This is a genomic window from Actinopolyspora sp. BKK2 (assembly GCF_011291845.1).
Lineage (GTDB): Bacteria > Actinomycetota > Actinomycetes > Mycobacteriales > Pseudonocardiaceae > Actinopolyspora > Actinopolyspora saharensis.
Window position 1 is genome coordinate 84,263 of record NZ_JAANTE010000006.1, and the last position, 21,033, is coordinate 105,295.

The window sequence follows — 21,033 nt, forward strand, 5'->3', positions numbered from 1 at the left end:
CGGGCGACCCCCGTCGTGGAAGCGTCGCCCGTTCGTGGTGCTGTCTCCGACGATCAACCGTGCTGATCTTCGTCGAGCACGGTCCCGGCCGCCGGGTCGAACCAAATCAGCCGGCTCCCGATGTGACTGCCGAAGCGGAAGAGCGGCAGGGCTTCTTCGGGGGTTCGCAGACTCATGCGCGCTCGGCGGTCGAGGGCGATGACCTCGGCGCCGTCCTCGAGGAGCATTCCCCAGGCAACGATGCGGCCGTCCACTCGTTCGCCGTATTCCTGAACGATCGCGAACACGAGCGGAGCGTGGTCGGCGACCATCCCCGCCAACAGTTCGACGAACCTCGGTTCGTCGCAGAGCGGCGGAATCCCCGCGGGGTCGGGAACCAGGGCGTCCAGCGGATGTCCGCACGAGTCCGGCCGGTGCGGTGAGCTCGTGTCCTTCTGCGTCTGTCGGTGGTCGTGCTGTGTGTCGGCGGGTTTTTCCGACCGTAGCCGCGTGCTCATCGATGCTCCTCCTGATCGTCTTCCCGGACGGGATCCGCTCACTGATCGCTTCCGCTGTCGGCACGAACGGGGCACCTTCACCCCTTCTCTTTTCGTGATCTACCGTGCACAGTTAGCTACTTAACATGCTTCGTATACTGTCATGCATTATTCGAAGCATGAAATCCTTCGGACGAGTGAGAGCGGAAAAACGGGAAGAACCGGACTATGAGACCAACGGTGCGCAGTCGCCGCCTCGGCAGTAAGTTGCGGAGCTACCGGGAGAGGAGCGGACTCTCCGGGACGGAACTGGCGAAGACCCTCGGTCTTCACCAAGCGACCTGGTCGAAGATCGAAGCGGGCAAGTCCAAACTGACGCCACCGGTGCTGACGGCTACCGCAGAAGCGCTGGAGATCCCTGCGGAAGCGACCGCCCAGCTGGACACGCTCCGCCGCAAGGCCGAGGAACCCGGCTGGTGGCAGGACTACGGCGACATCCTCTCCGAGGCCGTGCAGATGCTCATCGAGCTGGAGGCGGACGCCTCCTGGATACGCACCTACGAAGGGCATCTGATTCCCGGACTGCTCCAGACCCGCGCCTACGCGGAGCGGATCATCACCGCAGTCTCGCCCCACATCAGAGTGTCCGATATCGACCGGTACCTGGAACTGCGGATGCGTCGCCAGCAACGCCTCCGCGAGGGCGTGCGCTTGACCGCCGTGCTCGGGGAAGCCGCCATCCGGCAACGCATCGGCGGAACCGAGGTCATGCGCGAGCAACTGCGCTATCTCGAAAGCACGATCAGCGAAGGGGACGTAACCATTCAAATCGTCCCGTTCACCGCAGACGCGCACGCGGCGCTCGGAGACTCCTTCGTAATCATCCAGTGGCCCGAGGAAACCACCCCGGAAGCCGTCTATGCTGACGGCGTGACGTCCTGGACGGTGCACGAGCGCGATGGCGTGATCCGCAGCTATCAGCACGCGATGGCCTCGGTGCAGAGCCAGGCGTTGTCCCCACGGGAATCGCTCGACCTCATCCACGACGTGCTCGAGGAATTGCCATGACCACCGAGACCCGCACCGCGTTAACTGCCCCGAGCTGGCGCAGGAGCAGTTACAGCACCGGAACCGGAAACTGCGTCGAGGTCGCCGGCTTTCCCGGCGGAGCCCGGAGGGTGCGAGACACCAAGGACCGCGACGGCGGCGCGCTCGCGCTGAGCGGTGAGGCCTGGGCCGCCTTCCTCGACGAGGTCAAGGCCGGACGGCTCGGTTCAGCCTGAGACCGGGGCTCTCCGCGCGCCCTGTCCCGTGCGCAGCCGTGGCCTCATCGCCGGGTCGCGCCTCGGCACTTGCGCACCCCGAAGACCGACCGGTCGGTACGATCGAAGGCACTCACTCGCGTGGCAACCACACCGCGACGCGGGTAAAATTACGGTACGAAGTAGTTTCGAATATGGAGGTTCAGGTGAGCGACTCTTCCGTCCCGGCCACGGCCCTGGAGGTACGACTCGCCTCCCGCCCCGAGGGATGGCCGACAACGGACAACTTCGAGATCGCGGAGGCTCCCGTCCCCGAACCGGGACCGGGCCAGATCCTGGTGCGCAACAAGGCCATGAGCGTCGACCCGTACATGCGCGGGCGGATGAGCGCGGCCAAGTCCTACGTGGCTCCCTTCGAGGTCGGCAAGCCGCTCGACGGCGGTGCCGTCGGCGAGGTCGTCCGCTCCGAGTCCGACGAGTTCTCCGCCGGGCAGCAGGTCCTGCACAGCCTCGGCTGGCGGGAGTACGCCGTGGTGGACGCCTCCCAGGCCACGACGGTGGCCGACGACCTGCCGTCGAGCGCCTTCCTCGGCGTGCTCGGGATGCCGGGCATGACCGCCTACGCCGGGCTGATGGACAAGGCCCGCTTCAAGCAGGGCGACACCGTCTTCGTCTCCGGAGCCGCCGGAGCGGTCGGCTCGCTCGTGGGCCAGCTGGCCAAACTCAACGGGGCCGAACGCGTGATCGGCAGCGCGGGCTCGGCCGAGAAGGTGCGGCTGGTCACCGAGCGGTTCGGCTTCGACGCGGCCTTCAACTACAAGGACGCCCCCGTGGCCGAGCAGCTGCGCACGGCCGCCCCCGACGGCATCGACGTCTACTTCGACAACGTCGGCGGGGACCACCTCGAGGCGGCCATCGGCTCCATGAACGACTTCGGCCGGATCGCGGCCTGCGGGGCGATCTCGCAGTACAACGCGACCGAGGCGCAGCCGGGGCCCCGCAACATGTTCCAGTTCGTGACCAAGCGCCTGAGCATGCAGGGCTTCATCGTCAACGACAACGGCCACCTCAAGCGCGAGTTCTTCGAGCACGTGGCCCCGCTGGTCCGCGAGGGTAAGCTCATCCACGAGGAGACCTTCGTGGACGGGCTGCGCAACGCGCCCGAGGCCTTCCTCGGCGTGCTGCGCGGGGACAACACCGGCAAGATGATCGTCAACGTCTGATCCTTCCGCGAAGGCCCGGCCGGTCCCCGGTCGACGTGGACCGGCCGGGAGGCAACCCCGCGGGAGGACCAGCGAGCGCATGAGCACATCCAGCCCGTCCGCCCCCTTCCGGGCCACCTCGCTCAACGCCTCCAGGCGCGACGCCGAACTGGCCGAGCTCGCGGGCGGGGCGCGACCGGACGTGCTGGTGGTCGGCGGCGGGATCACCGGGACGGCGGTGGCTCTCGACGCCGCTTCGCGCGGGCTGTCCGTGGCGCTCGTCGAGGAGGAGGACCTCGCCCGGAACTCCTCCCGGTGGTCCCGCGGGTCCACCCGCGGAGCACCTCCCCGGCTCGTTCCCGAGGAACTCGCCCACGCCCGCGCCCGAGCCGGTGAGCTGGCTTCGCTGGCGAACCGGACCGCCCCGCACCTCTTCCGCACCCTGCCGCTGCTCACCCCCTTCGGCGCGGAGATCTCCACAGCGGACCAGCTCGCGCTGCTCACCCGACTCCGGAGCGCGGAGGCGCCGCGCGGGCGCGCGGGCACGAGCGCGCTGCCCGCCACGCGTCGAGTGCCTCCCGCCGAGGCTCGAGCGCTGGTCCCCGCGCTCCGCAGGCAGGACCTGCGCGGCGGGCTGCTGGAATTCACCGGGCAACCGGTCGACGAGGCCAGGCTGGTCGTGGCGCTGGCCCGCACCGCGGCCGGGATGGGCGCGCGAATCCTGCCCCGGGTGCGCGCCACGGCGCTGCACCGCGACGGAGCCGACGTGCTGGATCGGCTCGGCGACTCCGCGATCCGCGTGCGGGCCCGCTCGGTCGTCAACGCCACCGGGGCGCGTGCGCGGGAGCTGGTCGAGGTGCCGGGGGCGCGCGTGCTGCGCGACTCCTGGCTGCTGCTGGCCGCCGACACCGTCGACACCGCCCGCGCGGGAGTGATCTCGTCCGGAGATGGCCCTGGCAGCGGCCCGCTCGAGATCCTGCCCCTGGGCGACGGGCGGCTGTCCCTGGGGCCGCTGACCACCGAGGGCGCCCCGCGGGAAGCAGGCACCGCCCCCGCCGGGCTGTCGGCCTCCGAGCGGGCGGAGCTGCTGGAGTCGGGCGGTGGGCTGCTCGGAACGCGGCTGTCGCCCGAGCACCTGGCGGGAGTCCACGAGGAAGAGCGCCTCGTCCTGCGCCGAACGCCGCGGACGGGACGCGGCGGGGCTGCCCGGGCCTTCCCCGGGCACGGGAGCCACATCTCACCCGACGGGGTCGTCACCGTCGCGAGCTCCGGGCCGATCTCCTTCCGGAAGGCCGCGGAGGAGGCCGTCGACACCGCGGTGCGCACCACCGGGCTGCGCGCGGGTTCCAGCGGAACCGCTGCGCTCCGGCTGGTCGGTGCCACGGACACGCACACCCCGGACGGGGTGGAGGCCCCGCCCGAGCTGGTCGCGCACTACGGGAAGGACGCCGAGCGGATACTCGCCCTGCACGAGCTCGATCCGAACCTGGCCGAACGCGCGCTGGACGGCCACTCCCCCACCGTGGCCGAAGTCCTGTGGGCGGTGCGCCACGAGGGCGCCCTGAACGCCGCCGACGTGCTGGACCGCAGGCTCCGCGCGGAACCTGCCCCCTCCGAACGCGCCGCAGCCCTGGGTGAGCTGGACGAGGTGGTCACCCGAGCCCTGCGCGGCGTGCTGCTCTAGGAGTCGACGCCGCGGCCCTCGGCCGCGCGCACCGCGACCCCACCGGCCCAACCCTGCGGGAGGGCGCGGGCTGCGCGTGCGGTCCGAGTGTCGGACCGGGCTGGTAGGAGAGCGGCGATGCTCGACGACATCCGGAACCGACTCCAGCAACTCACCGACACCGTCCCCGCAGGCGAGCTCCGGGAATCCTGGACCACGCTCGACGAACTGCATCGGCAGCTGCACCGAACAGCCGGAACCAGCACCAACGAGGAGGTGCACCAGGCGTTGCAGCTGTTCGGCATCGCGGCCGAGAAAGCGGGCGAAGCAGCGCAGGCCGCAACACGGGCCGCCGAGCACACCCGACTCCGCACCACGGTCTACTAGGGAGCCCGCCATGTCCGCTGTGGAGGAACTGGGCAACACCCTCGGCGGGATGCTCGAACGAGTACCGCCCGAACAACTCCACCAGGCCCGGGCCTGGGTCACCGAATACGCCCTGCCCACCCTGGACGAGATCGACCCGGGCAGCACCTCGCCCGAACTGGCCGAGGCAAGGGCCCTGCTCGAACACACCCGCGAACTCATCGACGACGTGCTCGCCCTGAGCGAGACCACCCGCGGGCACCTGATCAACTACCTCGCCGAACTCGGCATGCACGCCGAGCAACCCCCGCCGAGCCTGCCGCACCCCTCGACGCTCCCGCGGGTGCCCACCGACACGGCCGGAGACCGCTCCTGGATCGAGCACATCCGCGCACGACTCCCCGACCACACCGGCGGACAAACCACCGGACTCATCCACGACCAGGACGGCAACGAACAGATCCTGGTCAGTGGTCGAGATCGCGAACTGTCCGACCGCATACGTCTCACTCTCGACACGTCGAGCGTGTGCCCCCCACATCGAGGAGATGCGTCTCCGGTCGTCGACACCCACGTCGAAGCGAAGTACGCCCAACGGATGAAAGAAGCAGGGCAGACTTACGGCGTCGTCGTGCTGAACAATCGCATGTGTCCTGATCCGTGGGGTTGCCATGCTGCGGTACGAGCCATCCTGCCTCGTGGATCAACACTGGCCGTGTGGGAACCAGGAGAGTCACGTCCCATCGAAATACGTGGAGAGGAAACACCATGACCACCATCGACACGGGGACCGTCATAACCGGAATCCTCGGCCACGAGTTCCACTACGCACGCACCCTCGAGGAAACCGCCGACCTCGTGGAGACCGTCCTCGATACGCGGTACTCCCAGATCTACGTCTGGGACAGGCCTTGCCTGAGCTTCCGCGACGAGAACGGTCCGTCTTTCCCATGCGCGAGACTTCGCATCACCGTCGCTCCCGACGACGGTTGGAGCGCGCTCAACCACATGGACGCACGTCCCGAAGCGGTCAACGGTGAGGCTGTGGATTCCCACAACCCGCACGCCACCGAGGACACACCGGCGTTGCTGTTCGATCCCGAAGGGCAGCTGTTCTTCCCCGCTTCGGCCTCGCTGCCGCTGGACCGGGCACGCGAAGCCATCGCCGAGTACTGCCGCACCGGACAGCGCCCCACCTGCGTGCAGTGGCAGCCCGGCCAGTGGTACTGACCTCCGCCGCGGAACGGAAGTGGTTCCCGCAGCGGGAAAGCACTGCTAAGATCGCAGGTCACCGAGTGTAGGACCCGCGCACGCGGGGATGGACCCCACACGACACCGCGCGGTGTGGGCACGTCGCGGTAGGCCCCGCGCACGCGGGGGTAGACCGTCCTGGGCCGGCATCCACTCGGCGCACTCCAAGTAGGCCCCGCGCACGCGGGGATGTCCTCACCCGAGCCGCGCCCCGTCAGACCCCGGGGCGCGCTCCTCGGATCCCCCTCGCCTGCGGCGGCGCCGCGCCGCGCCGTGGGCCACCCGGAGCAGCGGCCTGGGCCGCGCGGACCCTCCCCACAGCACGGTCGTCTTCCGATTCGGTAAAAGCGCTCGTCAGGGGCGGGCTCGGCGATAGGGTTTTCACGAAACGGTCTCGCGTCAGCTGGGGGCAGAGACGCGGCGACGGCACCGATCCGGCGGCGCACCCACACTGAAGCGGGACGGTTCCTTGCTCGACTACCGAATAGGAGTGTCCCGTGCCCGAAGGCGCGCTGGAGGTCGACCGGATCTCCAAACGCTACGGGGACGTCGTTGCCCTGGACGAGATGTCACTCACCGTGCGACCAGGTGAGATGCTCGGATTCGTCGGCAGCAACGGCGCCGGAAAGACCACCACCATGCGGATCGCGCTGGGCGTGCTCGCCGCGGACTCCGGGGATGTCCGCTACGACGACGCCCCGATCGACCGCACCGTCCGCACCCGAATCGGCTACATGCCCGAGGAGCGCGGACTCTACCCGAAGATGAAGGTCCTGGAGCAGCTCCAGTACCTGGGTGAGCTGCACGGCCTGTCCCGCGCCGAGGCCGCTCGCGCGGTGAACCGGTGGACCGAGCGGCTGGGAATCGCCGAACGGCGCGGGGACCAGCTGCAGAAGCTCAGCCTGGGCAACCAGCAGCGCGTGCAGCTCGCCGCCGCGCTGATACACGACCCCGCGGTGCTGATCCTCGACGAGCCCTTCTCCGGGCTGGATCCCGTGGCGGTCGAGGTGATGAGCGACGTGCTGCGGGAAATGCGCGACCGCGGCGTGCCGGTGATCTTCTCCAGTCACCAGCTGGAACTGGTGCAGCGACTCTGCGACCGGGTCGGGATCGTGCGGCGCGGCAGGATGATCGCCGACGGCACCGTCGAGGAACTGCGGTCCAGCGCCCCGCCCCAGCTGACCGTGCACGCCCCGCAGGCCCCCGCCGACTGGGCGGAGGGACTGCCAGGGGTCAGCGTCGTGGACAGCGCGAACGGGCACACCACGCTGCAGCTCGACGAGACGGCCGACGACCAGCAGGTCCTGCGTGCCGCGCTGGACACCGGGCCGGTGCACGAGTTCAGCAGGGCCCGCCCGAGCCTGACCGAGCTGTTCCGCGACGTCGTAACCGAGGAGACCGACGAGTGAAATCGACACTGCACACCGTGTGGCTGGTCGCCCGGCGCGAGCTGCTGACCAGAGTGCGGACGCGGGCGTTCGTGCTGGGAACGCTGTTCATGCTTCTGGTGGTGCTGGCCTACCCGGCTCTGATGCTCTTCATCGGGAACTCGAACGCGTCGGGGAGCAGCACCAGCATCGGGGTGACGCCGCAGGCGAGCTCGCTGACCCAGCCACTCCGGGCGGGCACTCCCGAGAACACCGGGTGGCAGCTCCAGCGGGTCGGCAACCGCGAGCGGGGCGAGGAGCTGGTCCGCGAGGGTGAGCTGGACGTGCTGGTGACCGGCACGTCCACCGAACCGGAGCTGGTCTTCGAGGACGGGAACCACGCCGACCTGCGAAACATGCTGGCCAACATCGCGCAGCAGCGCTCCCTGGACGAGGCGATGGCCGAAGCGGGGATGGACCCGGGCCAGGTCCGCGGGCAGGCCGAGAAGGTCGAAGTCACGACCACGAACCTGGAGTCCTCCGCCCCGCAGCAGGCACAGCGACTGCTGATCGCGTTCGTGGCCGCTTTCCTGCTCTACATGTTCCTGATCATGACCGGGCAGATGATCGCTCAGGGCGTCGTGGAGGAGAAGTCCAACCGGGTGGTCGAGGTGCTGCTGTCGACCATCAGCAGCACTCAGCTGATGGCCGGGAAGATCCTGGGAATCGGGCTCACCGGGCTGATCCAGTTCGCGACCATCGGGGTGGTCGGGCTCGTCGCGGTCAGCGCCACGGCGACCCTGACGCTGCCGCTGGGGGCCGTCGCGGGACTGCTGGGCTGGGTCCTGGTGTGGTTCCTGCTCGGGTTCCTCCTGTACGCGACGCTGCTCGCGGCAGCTTCCTCGCTGGTTTCCCGGCAGGAGGACCTGCAGAGCGTGATCACACCGGTGATCATGACGCTGGTGGTGCCGTTCCTGGTGGGAATCTCGGTGCTCCCCGGCGATCCGGGCAGCGTGCTGGGGAAGGTGCTGTCCTTCGTTCCCGGTTTCTCGCCGGTGCTGATGCCGATGCGGCTGGCGCTCGGCGTGGCAGCACCGTGGGAGGCACCGCTGGCGGTGGTGCTCTCGCTCGTGGCGAGCGCTGCCGTGCTCTGGCTGGGCGGTCGGATCTACTCGAACGCCATCCTGCGCACCGGCGCCAGGGTCCGGGTGAAGGACGCGCTGCGGGCGTCCTGACCGGCGCCTGACGCGCCCGGAGGCGCGAACGGAGCGAGAAAGGAGCGGGCCGCTCGGACAGTCGGTCCCGGGCGGCCCGCTCTCGCGCACGCAACGGTTTCGAGAAGGATTCAGCGCTCGTTCATCGGAACGTAGGAGCGCTCGCCGTACCCGGTGTACACCTGCCGCGGGCGGCTGATCTTGCGCGCCGGGTCGTCCATCATCTCGCGCCAGTGCGCGATCCAGCCCGGCAGCCTGCCGAGCGCGAACAGCACGGTGAAGAACTTCGTCGGGAAGCCCATCGCCTTGTAGATCAACCCGGTGTAGAAGTCGACGTTCGGGTAGAGGTTGCGCTCGATGAAGTAGTCGTCGGACAGCGCGCGCTCCTCCAGCTTCAACGCGATGTCCAACAACGGGTCGTCGCCCCCGAGCTTTTCCAGCACCTCGTCGGCGGTCTTCTTGATGATCCGCGCGCGCGGATCGTAGTTCTTGTAGACCCGGTGCCCGAAACCCATCAGCTTCACGCCGGGTTCCTTGTTCTTGACCCGCTCCACGAAGGAGTCGACGTCACCGCCCTCGGCCCGGATGCCCTCCAGCATCTCCAGCACGGCGCTGTTCGCACCGCCGTGCAGCGGCCCGAACAGCGCGTTGATGCCCGCGCTGGTGCTGGCGAACAGGTTCGCCTCGGAGGAACCGACCATCCGCACGGTCGAGGTGGAGCAGTTCTGCTCGTGATCGGCGTGCAGGATGAACAGCATGTCGAGCGCCCGCGCCATCGTGGGGTCGACCTCGTACGGCTCGGCGGGGAACCCGAAGGTCATCCGCAGGAAGTTCTCCACCAGACCGAGCGAGTTGTCCGGGTAGAGGAACGGCTGGCCGACGGACTTCTTGTAGGCGTAGGCGGCGATCGTGGGCAGCTTTGCCAACAACCTGTGCGTGGACAGCTCGACCTGCTGCTGGTCGAACGGATTGAGGCTGTCCTGGTAGAAAGTGGACAGCGCGGAAACCGCCGAGGACAGCACCGGCATGGGGTGCGCGTCCCGGGGGAATCCGTCGAAGAACTTGCGCAGGTCCTCGTGCAGCAGGGTGTGCCTGCGGACCCGGTCGGCGAAGTCCTCGTACTGCTCCTTGGTCGGCAACTCACCGTAGATCAGCAGGTAGCTGACCTCGACGAAGTTGGAGTTGCTCGCCAGTTCCTCGATCGGATAACCCCGATACCGCAGAATCCCCGCTTCACCGTCGATGTAGGTGATGTCGGATTCGCAGGCCGCGGTGTTGACGAAGCCCGGATCGAGCGTCACCAAACCGGTCTTGGCCATCAGCTTGTCCAGGTTGACGCCGGGCGTGCCCTCGGTGGGGGCCGTCACGGACATCTCGTGTTCGCCGGCGTCGTAGCGCAGCGCGACGGAGCGTTTGGCGGTCGCGTCGTCGGGCATTCGGGAACCTCTCGCGCTCAATCGGGGGTGGGGCTGCCGCCGACCAGCGGTACGACCGACACCCGAGGCGCCGGGGTCACCCGTTCCCGATCGAGCGCACACGCCGGTCGGGATCCTCCGAACCGCCGCAGCACCACCCCGTTGGGGTCCTGTCGGTAGTCACGCTAGACCGCGAAAGGCCTCTCACGCAGCAACAGTGTTAGTCGAATCGGGCAGGTGGGACCACGATCACACCCGATCCCCCCGAAAGGCGGTCGCCCACGTCACCGATACGGCCGATCCCGCAACAGCATGCCGCCGGCCGTGCTCGGCGGCAACCCGTCCGAACGCGACACTCCGGGTTCGGCGGATCGCGCTACGCGTTCATCTTCTCGGCCGAAGTCCTCCCCGCGCGAGACCCCCACTCGAGGCATCAGCAGTGACTCGAATCACAATTCAGAAGTGCTGCCTCGGCGCTCACTCGAAAGAGTTAAGAACCACCCGAACAGGCGAACACCGAAGCGTTTCAGCACCGCAACGCACTCACAGCACAACGACTCCCAGAGCACTCCGGTCGGACCCCGCGAGCGAAACCCGCCAACCCGTCAGTAACTTGCACCCCGCGTGATCATCGCGCGGCCACCAGTACGTGACTAACTTTCACAAAAGTGTTTCATGATCACTTGGCGTGTTCCAGGGTCACGCAAAGTCGTGTCCACTTTGCACTTTCGTGTGAAAGACACAACCGCGATCCGCTACTAACTTCTCTTGGTGCGGCCGCAACATGAAAAACAATCGCCAAATGAGCAAAGGACAACCAAAGTGGTCATTATCCAGTCGTTGATCGACATGCTGGTTAACATCGACGTCCTCTGACACGAGGAATCACGTCGACGGCCCGGTCCGACTCCAGGTCGGGCCGGGTCGCTGAGCAGGGGGTGCCCCACGCCGAGGGGCACCCCCTTTTCGCCGCTGAGACCCTCGGTTCAAACCTCCGTCGTGGGCGCTCGCTCGGCGGGACCTCACCGCCCCACGCTCACCGCGGCTCCGCGAGTTCGCCGGCGTACGGCGGCTGGGCCCCCGAGCGGGAAACCGTGACCCCGGCCGCGGCGGCCGCGTAGCTCAGCGCCGCGCGCCAGCTCCCCGCGTCCAGCCCGGAGATCGCCGCCGCGGAGAGCGCCCCCTCGCGCCGCAGCCAGGCGAGCAGGGCGGCCTGAATCGTGTCCCCGGCGCCGATCGTGTCCACCACCGGCACCCGGGCGGCCTCGACCTCCACGAACTCCCCCGCGGCGGTGAGCACGGCCATGCCGTCCGCCCCCCGCGTCAGCACCACGGCCGAGGGGCCGCGGTCCAGCCAGTCGCGCAACGCCGCGAACAACGGCTCCGACTCGGTTTCCGAGTCGACACCGGCCAGCCACGCCGCGTCCTCCACCGAGAGCTTGAGCAGCGTCACGGCGGGCAACCAGTCGCGGAACCTGCGCCGGTAGGTGTCCGGCTCGCCGATCAGATCGGCCCGGATGTTCGGGTCGAGGGCCACGAAGCTCCCGCGCTCCGCCGCGCGGAAGAGCACCCGCTCGTAGACCGAGGCGCCCGGTTCCAGAACCATCCCGAGCGTGCCGAGGGAGACGGCCTCGGTCCCCTCCGGCAGCTGCCCGGGATCGGCGAGCAGCGGGGTGGCGGTGCCCTCCGTGTGGAAGCCGTACCGCGCGGCGCCGTTCTCGTCCAGCTCGACCACGGCCAGCGTCGTCGGCTCGGGACCGCGCTGCACCAGGGCGGTGTCCACTCCGGCCTCGCTCAACCGCTCGCTCAGCTTCTCCCCGAAGCGGTCCGTGGACAGCCTCGTGAGCATGCCGACGGGCTCGCCCAGCCTGCCCAGGGCGATGGCTATGTTGTAGGGCCCGCCGCCCAGCCAGGGGCGCAGCGGCGGCAACTCCTCCGCGGAAGCGCCCTCGGGCACGAGGTCGACGAGCGCCTCTCCACCGACGATGATCAAGGTTCCTCCGTTCGGCACGTATCTGCTGCCTGCCGCCCCTCCTCGGGGGCCGCCAGACCGCCCACCAGGAACTCCGAGAGCGCGTCGAAGGCCGCGGCATCGGACAGCCCGGTGCGCTCGGTTATCTCTCCACGCTGGATCGCGGAGATGGTCAGGCCGACCATCTCCCCGACCAGGGCGGCGTCGACCTCGCGGAACACCCCCGCGCGCACGCCCTCGTGCACGAGCGAGCGGATCCGGTCCGCCGCGGCGGTGGCATTGGCCTCGTAGCAGGCCCGCGTGGCGGGGTTGTCCGCCATGTCGGCTATGAACCGCCTTCCGGCCGGGGCCAGCTCGGCAGCGGCCGCCTTCAGGTAGACGCGCATGACCGAGCGCACGTCGGTCTCCTCGGCCACCCGGCGCTCTATGTTGGTGGTCGCGCGTTTGAAGAAGTGCCCGACCACGCGGACCGCGAGTTGCTCCTTGCTGCGGGCGAGCGTGTACAGCGTGGACTTGGAGCAGTGCAGCCGCGCGGCCAACTCGTCCAGCGTGAAGTGCGCGAACCCCTCGGCCAGGAAGAGGTCGCACAACCTGTCCAACAGCTCCGCCCGCCGCGCGTGCACGGCCCTGCTCGGGGGCCCCGCACTCCTGCCTCCGGGGCTCTCCGTCGGACGGGAATAGGTCATCGCCCGAGGTTGTCACAGCGCTCACCCGAACGGCTGTGCGGGACGCACGCCCCGGAAGCGGTTTCGCCGAGTGAGCGGGCGAAGTACTATGCGTGCTCAGTAGCCGTACTGATCACGGTTACACAGTACTGTACGGAGTACTGAAAACCAGTACGCACGGTCGCTGGAGCGAAGATCCGATGCCGGTCGAACGCCTGCTCGCCACCCCCGAAGCGAACGATCTGATCGCCCTCACCAGGGAAATCGCCCGCAACGAGCTCGCCCCCGCAGCCGCAGCGGCCGAGGAGAACGAGCAGTTCCCCGGGGACAAGTTCAAACTGCTCGGGGAGGCGGGACTTCTCGGACTGCCCTACCCCGAGGAGTTCGGCGGCGCGAACCAGCCGTACGAGACCTACCTGCAGGTACTGGAGGAGCTCAGCAGCGCGTGGATGACGGTCGGAGTCGGCCTGTCGGTGCACACCCTGTCCTGCTATCCGCTGGCCGAGTTCGGAACCGAGGAGCAGCGCCGCAGATGGCTGGGCGAGATGATCGGCGGGCGGACGCTCGGGGGCTACGCCCTCTCCGAACCGCAGGCAGGCTCGGACGCGGCGGCGCTGCGCACCGCGGCGCGACCACGGGAATCGGGGTACTCGGTCACGGGCACCAAGTGCTGGATCACCCACGGAGGCGTGGCCGACTTCTACACCCTGATGGCCCGAACGGACGACGACGAGATCAGCTGCCTGCTGCTCGACGGGGACACTCCGGGGCTCTCGGCCGGAGCACCGGAGCGGAAGATGGGACTGAACGGCTCCCCCACCACGGAGCTGGTCCTCGACGAGGCCCCGGTCGGCGGCGAGCGACTCATCGGCGAGCGCGGCCAGGGGATGCGGATAGCCCTGCGCGCCCTGGACTCGGGAAGGCTCGGAATCGCGGCGTGCGCCGTGGGACTGGCCCAGGCCGCGCTGGAGCTGGCCGTGGAGTACGCCAAGCAGCGCAGCCAGTTCGGCCAACCCGTCATCCGGTTCCAGGGAGTCGAGTTCATGCTCGCCGACATGGAGGCGGCGGTGCAGTCGGCCCGCGCCACCTACCTGGACGCGGCCCGCCGCAGGGACGCGGGGCGAACCTTCGGGCGACAGGCCGCCGTGGCCAAGCTGGTCGCGACCGAAGCGGCGATGAAGGTGACCACCGACGCGGTGCAGGTCCTGGGCGGGGCGGGCTACACCAGGGACTTCCCCGCCGAGCGGTACATGCGCGAGGCCAAGGTGCTGCAGATCTTCGAGGGAACCAACCAGATCCAGCGCATGGTGATCGGTCGCGAACTCGCCGGGTGAACCACGGCCGGAACCGCGCGGAGACGTCCGCACGCCCCGGGCGCCTCACCCGATGGGCCGCAGCCCCCAACGGGCCGACCAGGTGCTGCCCGGTTCCAGGTGGATCAGGTCGGTGCCCGAGTTCAGCGCGTCCGGAGGGCAGGTCATGGGCTCGACGGCGACGGCCCTGCCCCGTCCGGGGAACTCCCCCGCCGTGTAGACCTGCACCCACCCGAAGACCGGGTCCGCCCACACCTCGACACCGCGCCCGGTCGAGTCGGTGACCGAATGGCGCACGAGCTCACGCGGGTCGTCCGGAGCCGGGCGGGCACCGCCGAACGCGGTGTCCAGCCACACTCCCCGCAGCGGTCTGCCCGCGCGCAGCTCCGCCTCGGGGCCCTGCAACTCCCGCTCGGGAGGAACGGGCAGCATCCTCTCCTCGTCGGCGGGAAGCACGCTGGAAGCCGCCAACCGCAGCGTGCAGTCGTCGGTGTCCGCGTTGCCCGCCCTCGGGTAGGGGTGCACCCCCAGCCCGAAGGGAACGACCCGGGAGCCGAGGTTCTCCACCGTGTGGTGCACCCCGAGCCCGTTCTCGTCGACCACGTACTCGACCGAGGTGAGCAGCGGAACCGGCCAGCCCGGCTGCGCCGGGATCATCGCGTGCAGCACCACAGTCGAGTCGGTGTGCTCGCTGACCGCCCACGGCGTGTGCCGCAGCAGCCCGTGAATGGCGTTGCCACGCTCCGGTTCCGTGAGCGCGAGCTGCTGGGGCTGCCCGTCCAGCTCCCACCGCCCGTCGGTGACCCGGTTCGGCCACGGCACCAGCACCGCCCCCGCGGCTCCCGGGGGCAGTCGGTCGGCCTCGTAGCTCTCGCTGTAGGGGACGCCGTCGACGTGGAAGCCACGCAGTCCCGCACCGACTTCGGTGATCACAGCGTGCGCGCCACCGTGGACGATCTCGAACTGCCGTCCGGTGGCCGGAATGTTTTCGGTCACCCGACCACTGTAGGTCGTGTTCGATCTCGACGGATCACCGTCGGGAGAGTGGCCGGGGCAGGTACCGAAGTCAGCGCGGCCGCTCTCACGGAGCGAGACGCTCCACCTTCCACGAGTCGTCCGTCCGGCGGAAACGCAGTCGGTCGTGCAGCCGATCCGGACGTCCCTGCCAGAACTCGACGTGCTCGGGGCGGATGCGCCAGCCGCCCCAGTGCGGCGGGACCGGTACCCGCTCCGCGTCGGAGAACCGGCGCTCGATCCCGGCCAGGGAGGCCTCCAGGGAGTCCTTGCTCGGCACGACGCTGGACTGCGGGGACGCCCAGGCGCCGAGCTGGGAACCGCGCGGCCGGTGTGCCCAGTACTCGGCCGTCTCCTCCTCCTTGACCTTCTCGACGGTCCCGCGCACGTTCACCTGCCGCTGCATCGACAACCAGGGGAAGGTCGCCGCGGCCACCCTGGTCGCGGAGAGGTCGTGGCTCTTGGAGGAGGTGTAGTTGGTGAAGAAGACGAGCCCGCGCTCGTCGAAGCCCTTGCACAGCACGGTCCGGGAGGAGGGCATGCCGGTGGCGTCGGCCGTGGCCAGCACCATCGCGTTCGGCTCGGCCAGTTCCGCCCGCACGGCTTCGTCGAACCACTCCTGGAGCTGCTCGTGCCAGGTCTCGGCCAGCAGCTCCTCGCTGAACGGTTCGGCGTCGTAGGACACGCGCATTCCGGACAACGTGGCCTTTGCCTGCGACATCCATCTCCTCCTGACTCACACCGACGCCTCGGGGCGCCGTCGCTGAATCGAACGTGCTCACGGCGAACCGCGGTATGGTGCGTGCTGAAAAGGGCCGTTCACCCGAACCCGACGCGGGCAACGGTCACGCAACGACGGTAAACGGAATCCGAACCGCCTCCGAACCGGAGTGCTCCCCCGATCGATTCCGTAATCGATCCAGTTCCCCGTAACTGAGAAGCACGTCACTCGTGCGGACAACCGTCCGCGCGGCGCGGGAGGGGCGCGCCGCGAGCGCGAGCAGTGCGGCCGGGCGCCAGAGCCGGGACTGCCGGGGCGGGTACTCGAGGCCGCGCGAACCGGCGCGGCGCCCCGAGCGAACCGATCCGGTCGCCCGCGGCGGGTGTGATCTTCTTCATTCCGACCCGCTGGGCGGGCGAGACGATTGCCATCGGTCCGCGCGCGGGTGCACCGTTACCGCTACGACACGGGCCGCCCCGGAAGCGACCGTGTTCCACACCCCGCCACGTCCCCACCGTGCTCCCGTCCGGGAGCCACGGTCACAACCGGAACCCAGGAGACGAGGCGACGATGCCGAACCGAGTGGACAACGAATCGACGCAGACCACGGTCAGCCCGGGGCTGGAAGGCGTGGTGGCGTTCGAGACCGAGATCGCCGAACCGGACCGCGACGGCGGGGCCCTGCGTTATCGCGGGGTCGACATCGAGGAGCTCGCGGGCAAGCTCTCCTTCGGCGACGTGTGGGCGCTGCTGGTGGACGGGGAGTTCGGTGCGGGCCTCCGCGCCACGGCGGACTCGCCACTTCCCGTGCGCAACGGAGACGTCCGCGTCGACGTGCAGTCGGCCCTGGCCATGGTGGCCTCGGCCAACGGGTTCTCCCCGCTGCTGGACGTCGACCAGCACCAGGCCCGCGAACAGCTGGCGCTGGCCTCGGAACTGGCGCTGTCCTACGCGGCGCAGTCCGCGCGCGGCGACCGCGCGCCGGTGCCCCGCGCCGAGCTCGACGAGTGCTCGACCCTGGCCGAGCGCTTCCTGACCGCCTGGCGGGGAGAAGCCGACCCCGCCCACGTCAAGGCGCTGGACGCCTACTGGGTCTCGGCCGCCGAGCACGGCTTGAACGCCTCGACCTTCACCGCCCGCGTCATCGCCTCCACCGGGGCCGACGCCGCCGCGAGCCTGTCCGGGGCGGTGGGGGCCATGTCCGGACCGCTGCACGGCGGGGCCCCCGCCCGGGTGCTGCCGATGATCGAGGAGGTCGAGCGGCGCGGCGACGCGCGGGCGGTCGTCGAATCGATCCTCGACCGCGGTGAACGGCTGATGGGCTTCGGCCACCGGGTGTACCGCGCCGAGGACCCGCGGGCGCGCGTGCTGCGCGAGACCTGCAAGCACCTCGGCTCCCCCCGCTTCGAGGTCGCCACCGAGCTGGAGCGGGCGGCGCTGTCGGTGCTCGCGGAACGACGCCCCGACCGGCAGATAGCGACCAACGTCGAGTTCTGGGCCGCGGTGATCCTCGACTTCGCCGAGGTGCCCACCGCGATGATGCCCGCCATGTTCACCTGCGCCCGGCTGGCCGGGTGGTCCGCGCACGTGCTGGAGCAGCAGCGCACCGGACGGCTGGTCCGCCCGGCCGCCCGCTACGTCGGCCCGGGGGCGCGGGCGCCGCGCGAGGTGGCCGGCTGGGACGGCACCTCCCCGCTGGAGGCCGCCCTCGGCTGAGGAGCCCGCGGAGTCCCTCTGCCGGGCGCCGGGCCTGCCGCCCGGCGAGTCCTTCCGGCGGTGCCGGTCGCTCGGCCGGTGCTGAGCGACCGGCACCGCTCGGGCATCCCGGGCAGTGCCGCAGCCCACTGTCGGGCATGTCCCCGCGAACAGCACGAACCGGATGCGAGACAGTGTCGGTGTGCACCACGTCGAACCGCTGACATTCAGCAACGCGCTGCTCAGCTGGAAGTTCGCCTTCTGGTGGGACCTGCTGATCGCGCTGATCGGGGCCACTTACGCGGTGGGCGTGCTGCGGCTGCGCCGCCGAACGCACCGGAAGTGGCCCGCGCACCGCAGCTGGCTGTTCGCCGCCGGGCTGGTGAGCTGGTTCGTGGCCATGAACAGCTTCGTCGGGGTCTACAGCCACGCGCTGTTCACCATGCACATGGTCCAGCACCTGATGTTGATCATGCTGGTTCCCGCCCTGCTGGTCTACGGCAAACCGCTCCAGCTCTACAGCGAACTGGACGAGTCCGGCGCGCGGGAACGCCTCCTGCGCGGACGCACCGTCGGGATGCTCACCCACCCCGCGTGGACGATGGTGCTGTACACCGTGGTGCTGGTCGCCACCCATCTGACCTCGTTCATGCAGATCATGCTGCTTAACCCGTGGCTGCACCACGCGGAGAGCGCGCTCTACCTGGTGACCGGCTACCTCACCTTCCTGCCGCTGCTCGGGACCGAGCCGACGCGCTGGCAGCGCTTCCCCTACCCGCTGCGCGTGTTCAGCGCGATGATGGGCATGGGGCCGGACACGGGCATCGGCGTGATCCTGATGATGGCCGACGACCCGCTGTTCCCCGCCTACCACGAGATGCGCGACTGGTGGATGGACGACGGGACCCTGACCGTGCTGGCCGATCAGCGGCTCGGCGGCGGCATCATGTGGTTCTTCGGTGACGCGCTGATGGCCGTGTTCGCGCTGATCCTGGTCAAGCAGTGGATGCGCGCCAAGGGCTCGGAGGCCGGGTTCGGCAACTGGCTGGAATCCGCCCGGCGCAGCGCGCTCGCCGACACCGACGAGGACGACCAGTCGGCGGCTCGGAGCCTGCAGGCGAGCGAGGACCTGGACGAGGACGAGCAGGCGCGTCAGGCCTACAACGCCATGCTCGCCCGGCTCGCCCGGCACGACCGCGACGAGCGCGGAGGCTAGCGGGGCTTCGACGTCCCCCAGTCCCCCGACCACCGCTCGGCGGAACCCCGGCGGCTTCGGCGGCAGGTCGGCGCCGAAGCCGGCGCCGAGGAACCGCCGCTATGCTGCGTACGGCCCCGCGGCGCGGTTCGCCCCACCCGCACGATCCCGTTCCCACATCGAGCACGAGGTTCACTCATGTCCGGTCCCCTCCCGAGCAACCGCACGGACGGCTCACCGGAGCCGCGGGTTCGGAGGTGGCCCGTCCACTGGGCGGTCGCGGGCGCGGTGCTCGCCGTGGCGCTGACGACCGCGCTGGTCCTCTCCGCGGGCGAGAGCGTCTACCTCGTGCTCGGCTACACCGACCCCGGCGCGCCGACCAAGCTCGGCCTCAACCTGCTGCGCCTGGTGTTCGACCTGGCCGCGGCCACCTGCGTGGGCTCGCTGGTGTTCTGCGCGTTCTTCACCGCGCCGCAGCGGGACGGTCTGGTCTCGCCGGACGGCTACGCGGCGCTGCGCGCGGCGGGAGGGGCCGCGTGGGTGTGGGGCGGGGCGAGCCTGCTGCTCACCGTCTTCGACGCGGCGGACTCGGCCGGGCAGCCGGTGTCGGCGAGCCTCTCGCCGACCGCGCTCGCCGGGCTGCTGGGCGCGCTGGACGTGCCGAAGGCCTGGCTGCTCTCCGCCGCCGTCACGCTCGCGCTGGCTCTCACCTGCCACTTCGTGCTGCGGTGGCGCACCACGATGGCGTTGGCCGCGGTGGGGGTTCTCGCGCTGCTGCCGCCGGTCCTGGTCGGGCACGCCGCTTCCAACGCGGGGCACGACTTCGCCTCGGACAGCATGGCGTTCCACGTGGTCGCAGCCGTGCTGTGGCTGGGGAGCCTGATCGCCGTGCTCGCCCACTCCCGCAGGAACGGGGCTCAGGCGGAGGTCGTGCTGCGCCGCTACCGACGCTTCGCCGCCGGGTGCTGGGGCGTGCTCGCCGCTTCCGGGGTGATCGGTTCGCTCGTGCTGGTTCCCGTGGACCAGCTGTTCGACACCAGCTACGGGGCCATGGTGCTGGCCAAGGTGGGGTGCCTGCTCCTGATCGGGGCGGTGTCGATCCCGCTGCGCCGCCGCCTCGCCCGGTCGGGGGTGGCCCCGCACCGCGCGCTGCTCCGGCTCGGCGGGGTGGAGCTCGCCGTCCTGCTGGGCACCTTCGGGGTGTCCATGGGAATGGCCCACACGCCCCCGCCGAACCTGCTCGACCGGGACGCCACCGCCTCCGAACTGCTGATCGGCTACAACCTGCCCGAGTTCCCCGGGGTCTGGGAGCTGATCACCACGTGGCGGTTCGACCTGCTGCTGGGCACCGCCGCCGTGCTGCTGGCCGTGCTCTACCCGCTCGGCGTCCGCCGGATCCGGTCGCGCGGGCAGCGCTGGCCCGCACTGCACACCGCCAGCTGGTTCGCGGGCTGCGCCGCCGTCCTGGTAGCCAGCTCCTCCGGGGTGGCCAGCTACGCCCCGGCGACGTTCGGGGTGCACATGTCGGCGCACCTGCTGCTGAACATGGTGGGCCCCGCGCTGCTGACGCTCGGGGCGCCGATCACCCTCGCCCTCCGGGCGCTGCCCAGCTCCGGGCAGCACCAGCCGTTCGGTCCGCGCGAGTGGCTGCTCGGGGTGGTGGACTCCCCGGTCGCTCGGCTGCTGACCAACCCGGTGATCGCCTCCCTGCTGCTGGCGGGCTCGCTGTACGGGCTCTACCCGACCGGGCTGTTCCAGCTGATCATGCAGGAGCACTGGGCGCACACGATCATGAACGTGTACTTCCTGGTCACCGGCTACCTGTGGTTCTGGTCGATCCTGGACGTCGACCGCACCCCGCGCCGCGTACCGCAGCTGGCCCGGCTCGGCGTCACCCTGGGGATGATGCCGCTGCTGGCTTTCTTCGGGGTGCTCGTGCTGAGTATGCCCGAGCCGATCGCGGACAACTACTACCGCACTCTCGACCTGCCCTGGAGCATCGACCCGATGGCCGCGCAGCAGGCCGGGGCGCTGATCGGCTGGCTGGGCGGCGAGCTGCCGATGCTGCTGGTGCTGTTCGTGCTGCTGCGCCAGTGGCAGCGGGACCAGCACGGCACGGACGAGGACACCGACGCGCACGACTCGATGCTGGCGCGGCTGGAGGCCACCCGGCGGGGCGAGCACGAGCCCGACCCGGGCCGGTGACGCGCGATCACCGGACCGAGCCGATGAACTCACGCGG

At 69.9% G+C, this 21,033-nt stretch carries 19 protein-coding genes; 13 read left to right on the forward strand and 6 right to left on the reverse strand.

The features are described 5' to 3' along the window. Window positions 1-53 precede the first annotated feature (53 nt). Window positions 54-497 carry a hypothetical protein gene (locus tag G9Q41_RS14165; RefSeq protein ID WP_207631078.1) on the reverse strand — a complete coding sequence of 148 codons (444 nt, stop codon included), beginning with the start codon at window positions 495-497 and terminating at the stop codon, window positions 54-56. A gap of 219 nt (window positions 498-716) precedes the next feature. On the opposite strand from G9Q41_RS14165, the gene G9Q41_RS14170 reads away from it, so the two are divergent. The 9 genes from G9Q41_RS14170 to G9Q41_RS14210 all read left to right on the forward strand — a co-directional run bounded on the left by G9Q41_RS14170 (window position 717) and on the right by G9Q41_RS14210 (window position 8,822). After that, window positions 717-1,544 carry a helix-turn-helix transcriptional regulator gene (locus tag G9Q41_RS14170; RefSeq protein ID WP_165632894.1) on the forward strand — a complete coding sequence of 276 codons (828 nt, stop codon included), beginning with the start codon at window positions 717-719 and terminating at the stop codon, window positions 1,542-1,544. Beyond that, a complete protein-coding gene (locus G9Q41_RS14175) occupies window positions 1,541-1,759 on the forward strand; it encodes a DUF397 domain-containing protein (protein ID WP_165632892.1) in 219 nt (72 codons plus the stop codon). The genes G9Q41_RS14170 and G9Q41_RS14175 overlap by 4 nt, the downstream gene beginning before the upstream one ends. Window positions 1,760-1,932: 173 nt before the next feature. Next, window positions 1,933-2,961 (forward strand): NADP-dependent oxidoreductase, encoded by a 1,029-nt coding sequence (locus tag G9Q41_RS14180; protein ID WP_165632890.1) that lies wholly within the window; start codon window positions 1,933-1,935, stop codon window positions 2,959-2,961. Between the two features lie 79 nt (window positions 2,962-3,040). Then, complete coding sequence (locus G9Q41_RS14185; protein WP_165632888.1) at window positions 3,041-4,624, forward strand: FAD-dependent oxidoreductase; 1,584 nt, start codon at window positions 3,041-3,043, stop codon at window positions 4,622-4,624. A gap of 117 nt (window positions 4,625-4,741) precedes the next feature. Then, a complete protein-coding gene (locus G9Q41_RS14190) occupies window positions 4,742-4,990 on the forward strand; it encodes a hypothetical protein (protein WP_092524310.1) in 249 nt (82 codons plus the stop codon). A gap of 10 nt (window positions 4,991-5,000) precedes the next feature. After that, window positions 5,001-5,741: a DddA-like double-stranded DNA deaminase toxin gene (locus tag G9Q41_RS14195; protein ID WP_165632886.1), complete on the forward strand. Its 741-nt coding sequence runs from the start codon at window positions 5,001-5,003 to the stop codon at window positions 5,739-5,741. Next, window positions 5,738-6,199, forward strand: a complete 462-nt coding sequence (locus G9Q41_RS14200; protein ID WP_165632885.1) for an Imm1 family immunity protein — start codon at window positions 5,738-5,740, stop codon at window positions 6,197-6,199. Before G9Q41_RS14195 ends, G9Q41_RS14200 begins: the two co-directional genes overlap by 4 nt. 518 nt (window positions 6,200-6,717) lie before the next feature. After that, window positions 6,718-7,629 carry an ATP-binding cassette domain-containing protein gene (locus tag G9Q41_RS14205; protein ID WP_165632883.1) on the forward strand — a complete coding sequence of 304 codons (912 nt, stop codon included), beginning with the start codon at window positions 6,718-6,720 and terminating at the stop codon, window positions 7,627-7,629. Continuing rightward, window positions 7,626-8,822, forward strand: a complete 1,197-nt coding sequence (locus G9Q41_RS14210) for an ABC transporter permease (RefSeq protein WP_347567545.1) — start codon at window positions 7,626-7,628, stop codon at window positions 8,820-8,822. Before G9Q41_RS14205 ends, G9Q41_RS14210 begins: the two co-directional genes overlap by 4 nt. 110 nt (window positions 8,823-8,932) lie before the next feature. On the opposite strand, the gene G9Q41_RS14215 is transcribed toward G9Q41_RS14210, so the two are convergent. The 3 genes from G9Q41_RS14215 to G9Q41_RS14225 form a co-directional block, all read right to left on the reverse strand. Then, a complete protein-coding gene (locus tag G9Q41_RS14215) occupies window positions 8,933-10,237 on the reverse strand; it encodes a citrate synthase (protein ID WP_092524318.1) in 1,305 nt (434 codons plus the stop codon). Between the two features lie 1,015 nt (window positions 10,238-11,252). Then, window positions 11,253-12,209, reverse strand: a complete 957-nt coding sequence (locus G9Q41_RS14220; protein WP_165632881.1) for a carbohydrate kinase — start codon at window positions 12,207-12,209, stop codon at window positions 11,253-11,255. Next, on the reverse strand, window positions 12,206-12,874 hold the full coding sequence (locus G9Q41_RS14225; RefSeq protein WP_165632879.1) for a TetR/AcrR family transcriptional regulator: 669 nt from the start codon (window positions 12,872-12,874) through the stop codon (window positions 12,206-12,208). The genes G9Q41_RS14220 and G9Q41_RS14225 overlap by 4 nt, the downstream gene beginning before the upstream one ends. A 179-nt stretch (window positions 12,875-13,053) precedes the next feature. On the opposite strand from G9Q41_RS14225, the gene G9Q41_RS14230 reads away from it, so the two are divergent. After that, window positions 13,054-14,187 carry an acyl-CoA dehydrogenase family protein gene (locus tag G9Q41_RS14230; RefSeq protein ID WP_092524324.1) on the forward strand — a complete coding sequence of 378 codons (1,134 nt, stop codon included), beginning with the start codon at window positions 13,054-13,056 and terminating at the stop codon, window positions 14,185-14,187. A gap of 45 nt (window positions 14,188-14,232) precedes the next feature. On the opposite strand, the gene G9Q41_RS14235 is transcribed toward G9Q41_RS14230, so the two are convergent. Together G9Q41_RS14235 and pdxH are read right to left on the reverse strand one after the other, a co-directional pair. Further along, window positions 14,233-15,162, reverse strand: coding sequence for an aldose 1-epimerase family protein (locus G9Q41_RS14235; protein WP_165632877.1), 930 nt, complete (start codon window positions 15,160-15,162; stop codon window positions 14,233-14,235). 85 nt (window positions 15,163-15,247) lie between these two features. Beyond that, window positions 15,248-15,901 carry a pyridoxamine 5'-phosphate oxidase gene (gene pdxH, locus G9Q41_RS14240; RefSeq protein WP_092524328.1) on the reverse strand — a complete coding sequence of 218 codons (654 nt, stop codon included), beginning with the start codon at window positions 15,899-15,901 and terminating at the stop codon, window positions 15,248-15,250. A 570-nt stretch (window positions 15,902-16,471) separates the two neighbouring features. On the opposite strand from pdxH, the gene G9Q41_RS14245 reads away from it, so the two are divergent. From G9Q41_RS14245 to G9Q41_RS14255, 3 genes are all read left to right on the forward strand, one after another. Continuing rightward, a complete protein-coding gene (locus tag G9Q41_RS14245; RefSeq protein WP_092524330.1) occupies window positions 16,472-17,617 on the forward strand; it encodes a citrate synthase 2 in 1,146 nt (381 codons plus the stop codon). 163 nt (window positions 17,618-17,780) lie between these two features. Further along, window positions 17,781-18,812 carry a cytochrome c oxidase assembly protein gene (locus G9Q41_RS14250; RefSeq protein WP_165632876.1) on the forward strand — a complete coding sequence of 344 codons (1,032 nt, stop codon included), beginning with the start codon at window positions 17,781-17,783 and terminating at the stop codon, window positions 18,810-18,812. A gap of 177 nt (window positions 18,813-18,989) precedes the next feature. Continuing rightward, window positions 18,990-20,996, forward strand: a complete 2,007-nt coding sequence (locus tag G9Q41_RS14255) for a cytochrome c oxidase assembly protein (RefSeq protein ID WP_207631077.1) — start codon at window positions 18,990-18,992, stop codon at window positions 20,994-20,996. Window positions 20,997-21,033 lie beyond the last annotated feature (37 nt).

Bases quoted from the DNA above. Each gene is read 5' to 3' on its own strand.
- G9Q41_RS14225 (WP_165632879.1), bottom strand. From the start codon at position 12,874: ATGACCTATTCCCGTCCGACGGAGAGCCCCGGAGGCAGGAGTGCGGGG.
- G9Q41_RS14175 (WP_165632892.1), top strand. From the start codon at position 1,541: ATGACCACCGAGACCCGCACCGCGTTAACTGCCCCGAGCTGGCGCAGG.
- G9Q41_RS14230 (WP_092524324.1), top strand. From the start codon at position 13,054: ATGCCGGTCGAACGCCTGCTCGCCACCCCCGAAGCGAACGATCTGATC.
- G9Q41_RS14190 (WP_092524310.1), top strand. From the start codon at position 4,742: ATGCTCGACGACATCCGGAACCGACTCCAGCAACTCACCGACACCGTC.
- G9Q41_RS14245 (WP_092524330.1), top strand. From the start codon at position 16,472: ATGCCGAACCGAGTGGACAACGAATCGACGCAGACCACGGTCAGCCCG.
- G9Q41_RS14250 (WP_165632876.1), top strand. From the start codon at position 17,781: ATGCGAGACAGTGTCGGTGTGCACCACGTCGAACCGCTGACATTCAGC.
- G9Q41_RS14185 (WP_165632888.1), top strand. From the start codon at position 3,041: ATGAGCACATCCAGCCCGTCCGCCCCCTTCCGGGCCACCTCGCTCAAC.
- G9Q41_RS14255 (WP_207631077.1), top strand. From the start codon at position 18,990: ATGTCCGGTCCCCTCCCGAGCAACCGCACGGACGGCTCACCGGAGCCG.
- G9Q41_RS14200 (WP_165632885.1), top strand. From the start codon at position 5,738: ATGACCACCATCGACACGGGGACCGTCATAACCGGAATCCTCGGCCAC.
- G9Q41_RS14180 (WP_165632890.1), top strand. From the start codon at position 1,933: ATGGAGGTTCAGGTGAGCGACTCTTCCGTCCCGGCCACGGCCCTGGAG.
- pdxH (WP_092524328.1), bottom strand. From the start codon at position 15,901: ATGTCGCAGGCAAAGGCCACGTTGTCCGGAATGCGCGTGTCCTACGAC.
- G9Q41_RS14215 (WP_092524318.1), bottom strand. From the start codon at position 10,237: ATGCCCGACGACGCGACCGCCAAACGCTCCGTCGCGCTGCGCTACGAC.
- G9Q41_RS14165 (WP_207631078.1), bottom strand. From the start codon at position 497: ATGAGCACGCGGCTACGGTCGGAAAAACCCGCCGACACACAGCACGAC.
- G9Q41_RS14195 (WP_165632886.1), top strand. From the start codon at position 5,001: ATGTCCGCTGTGGAGGAACTGGGCAACACCCTCGGCGGGATGCTCGAA.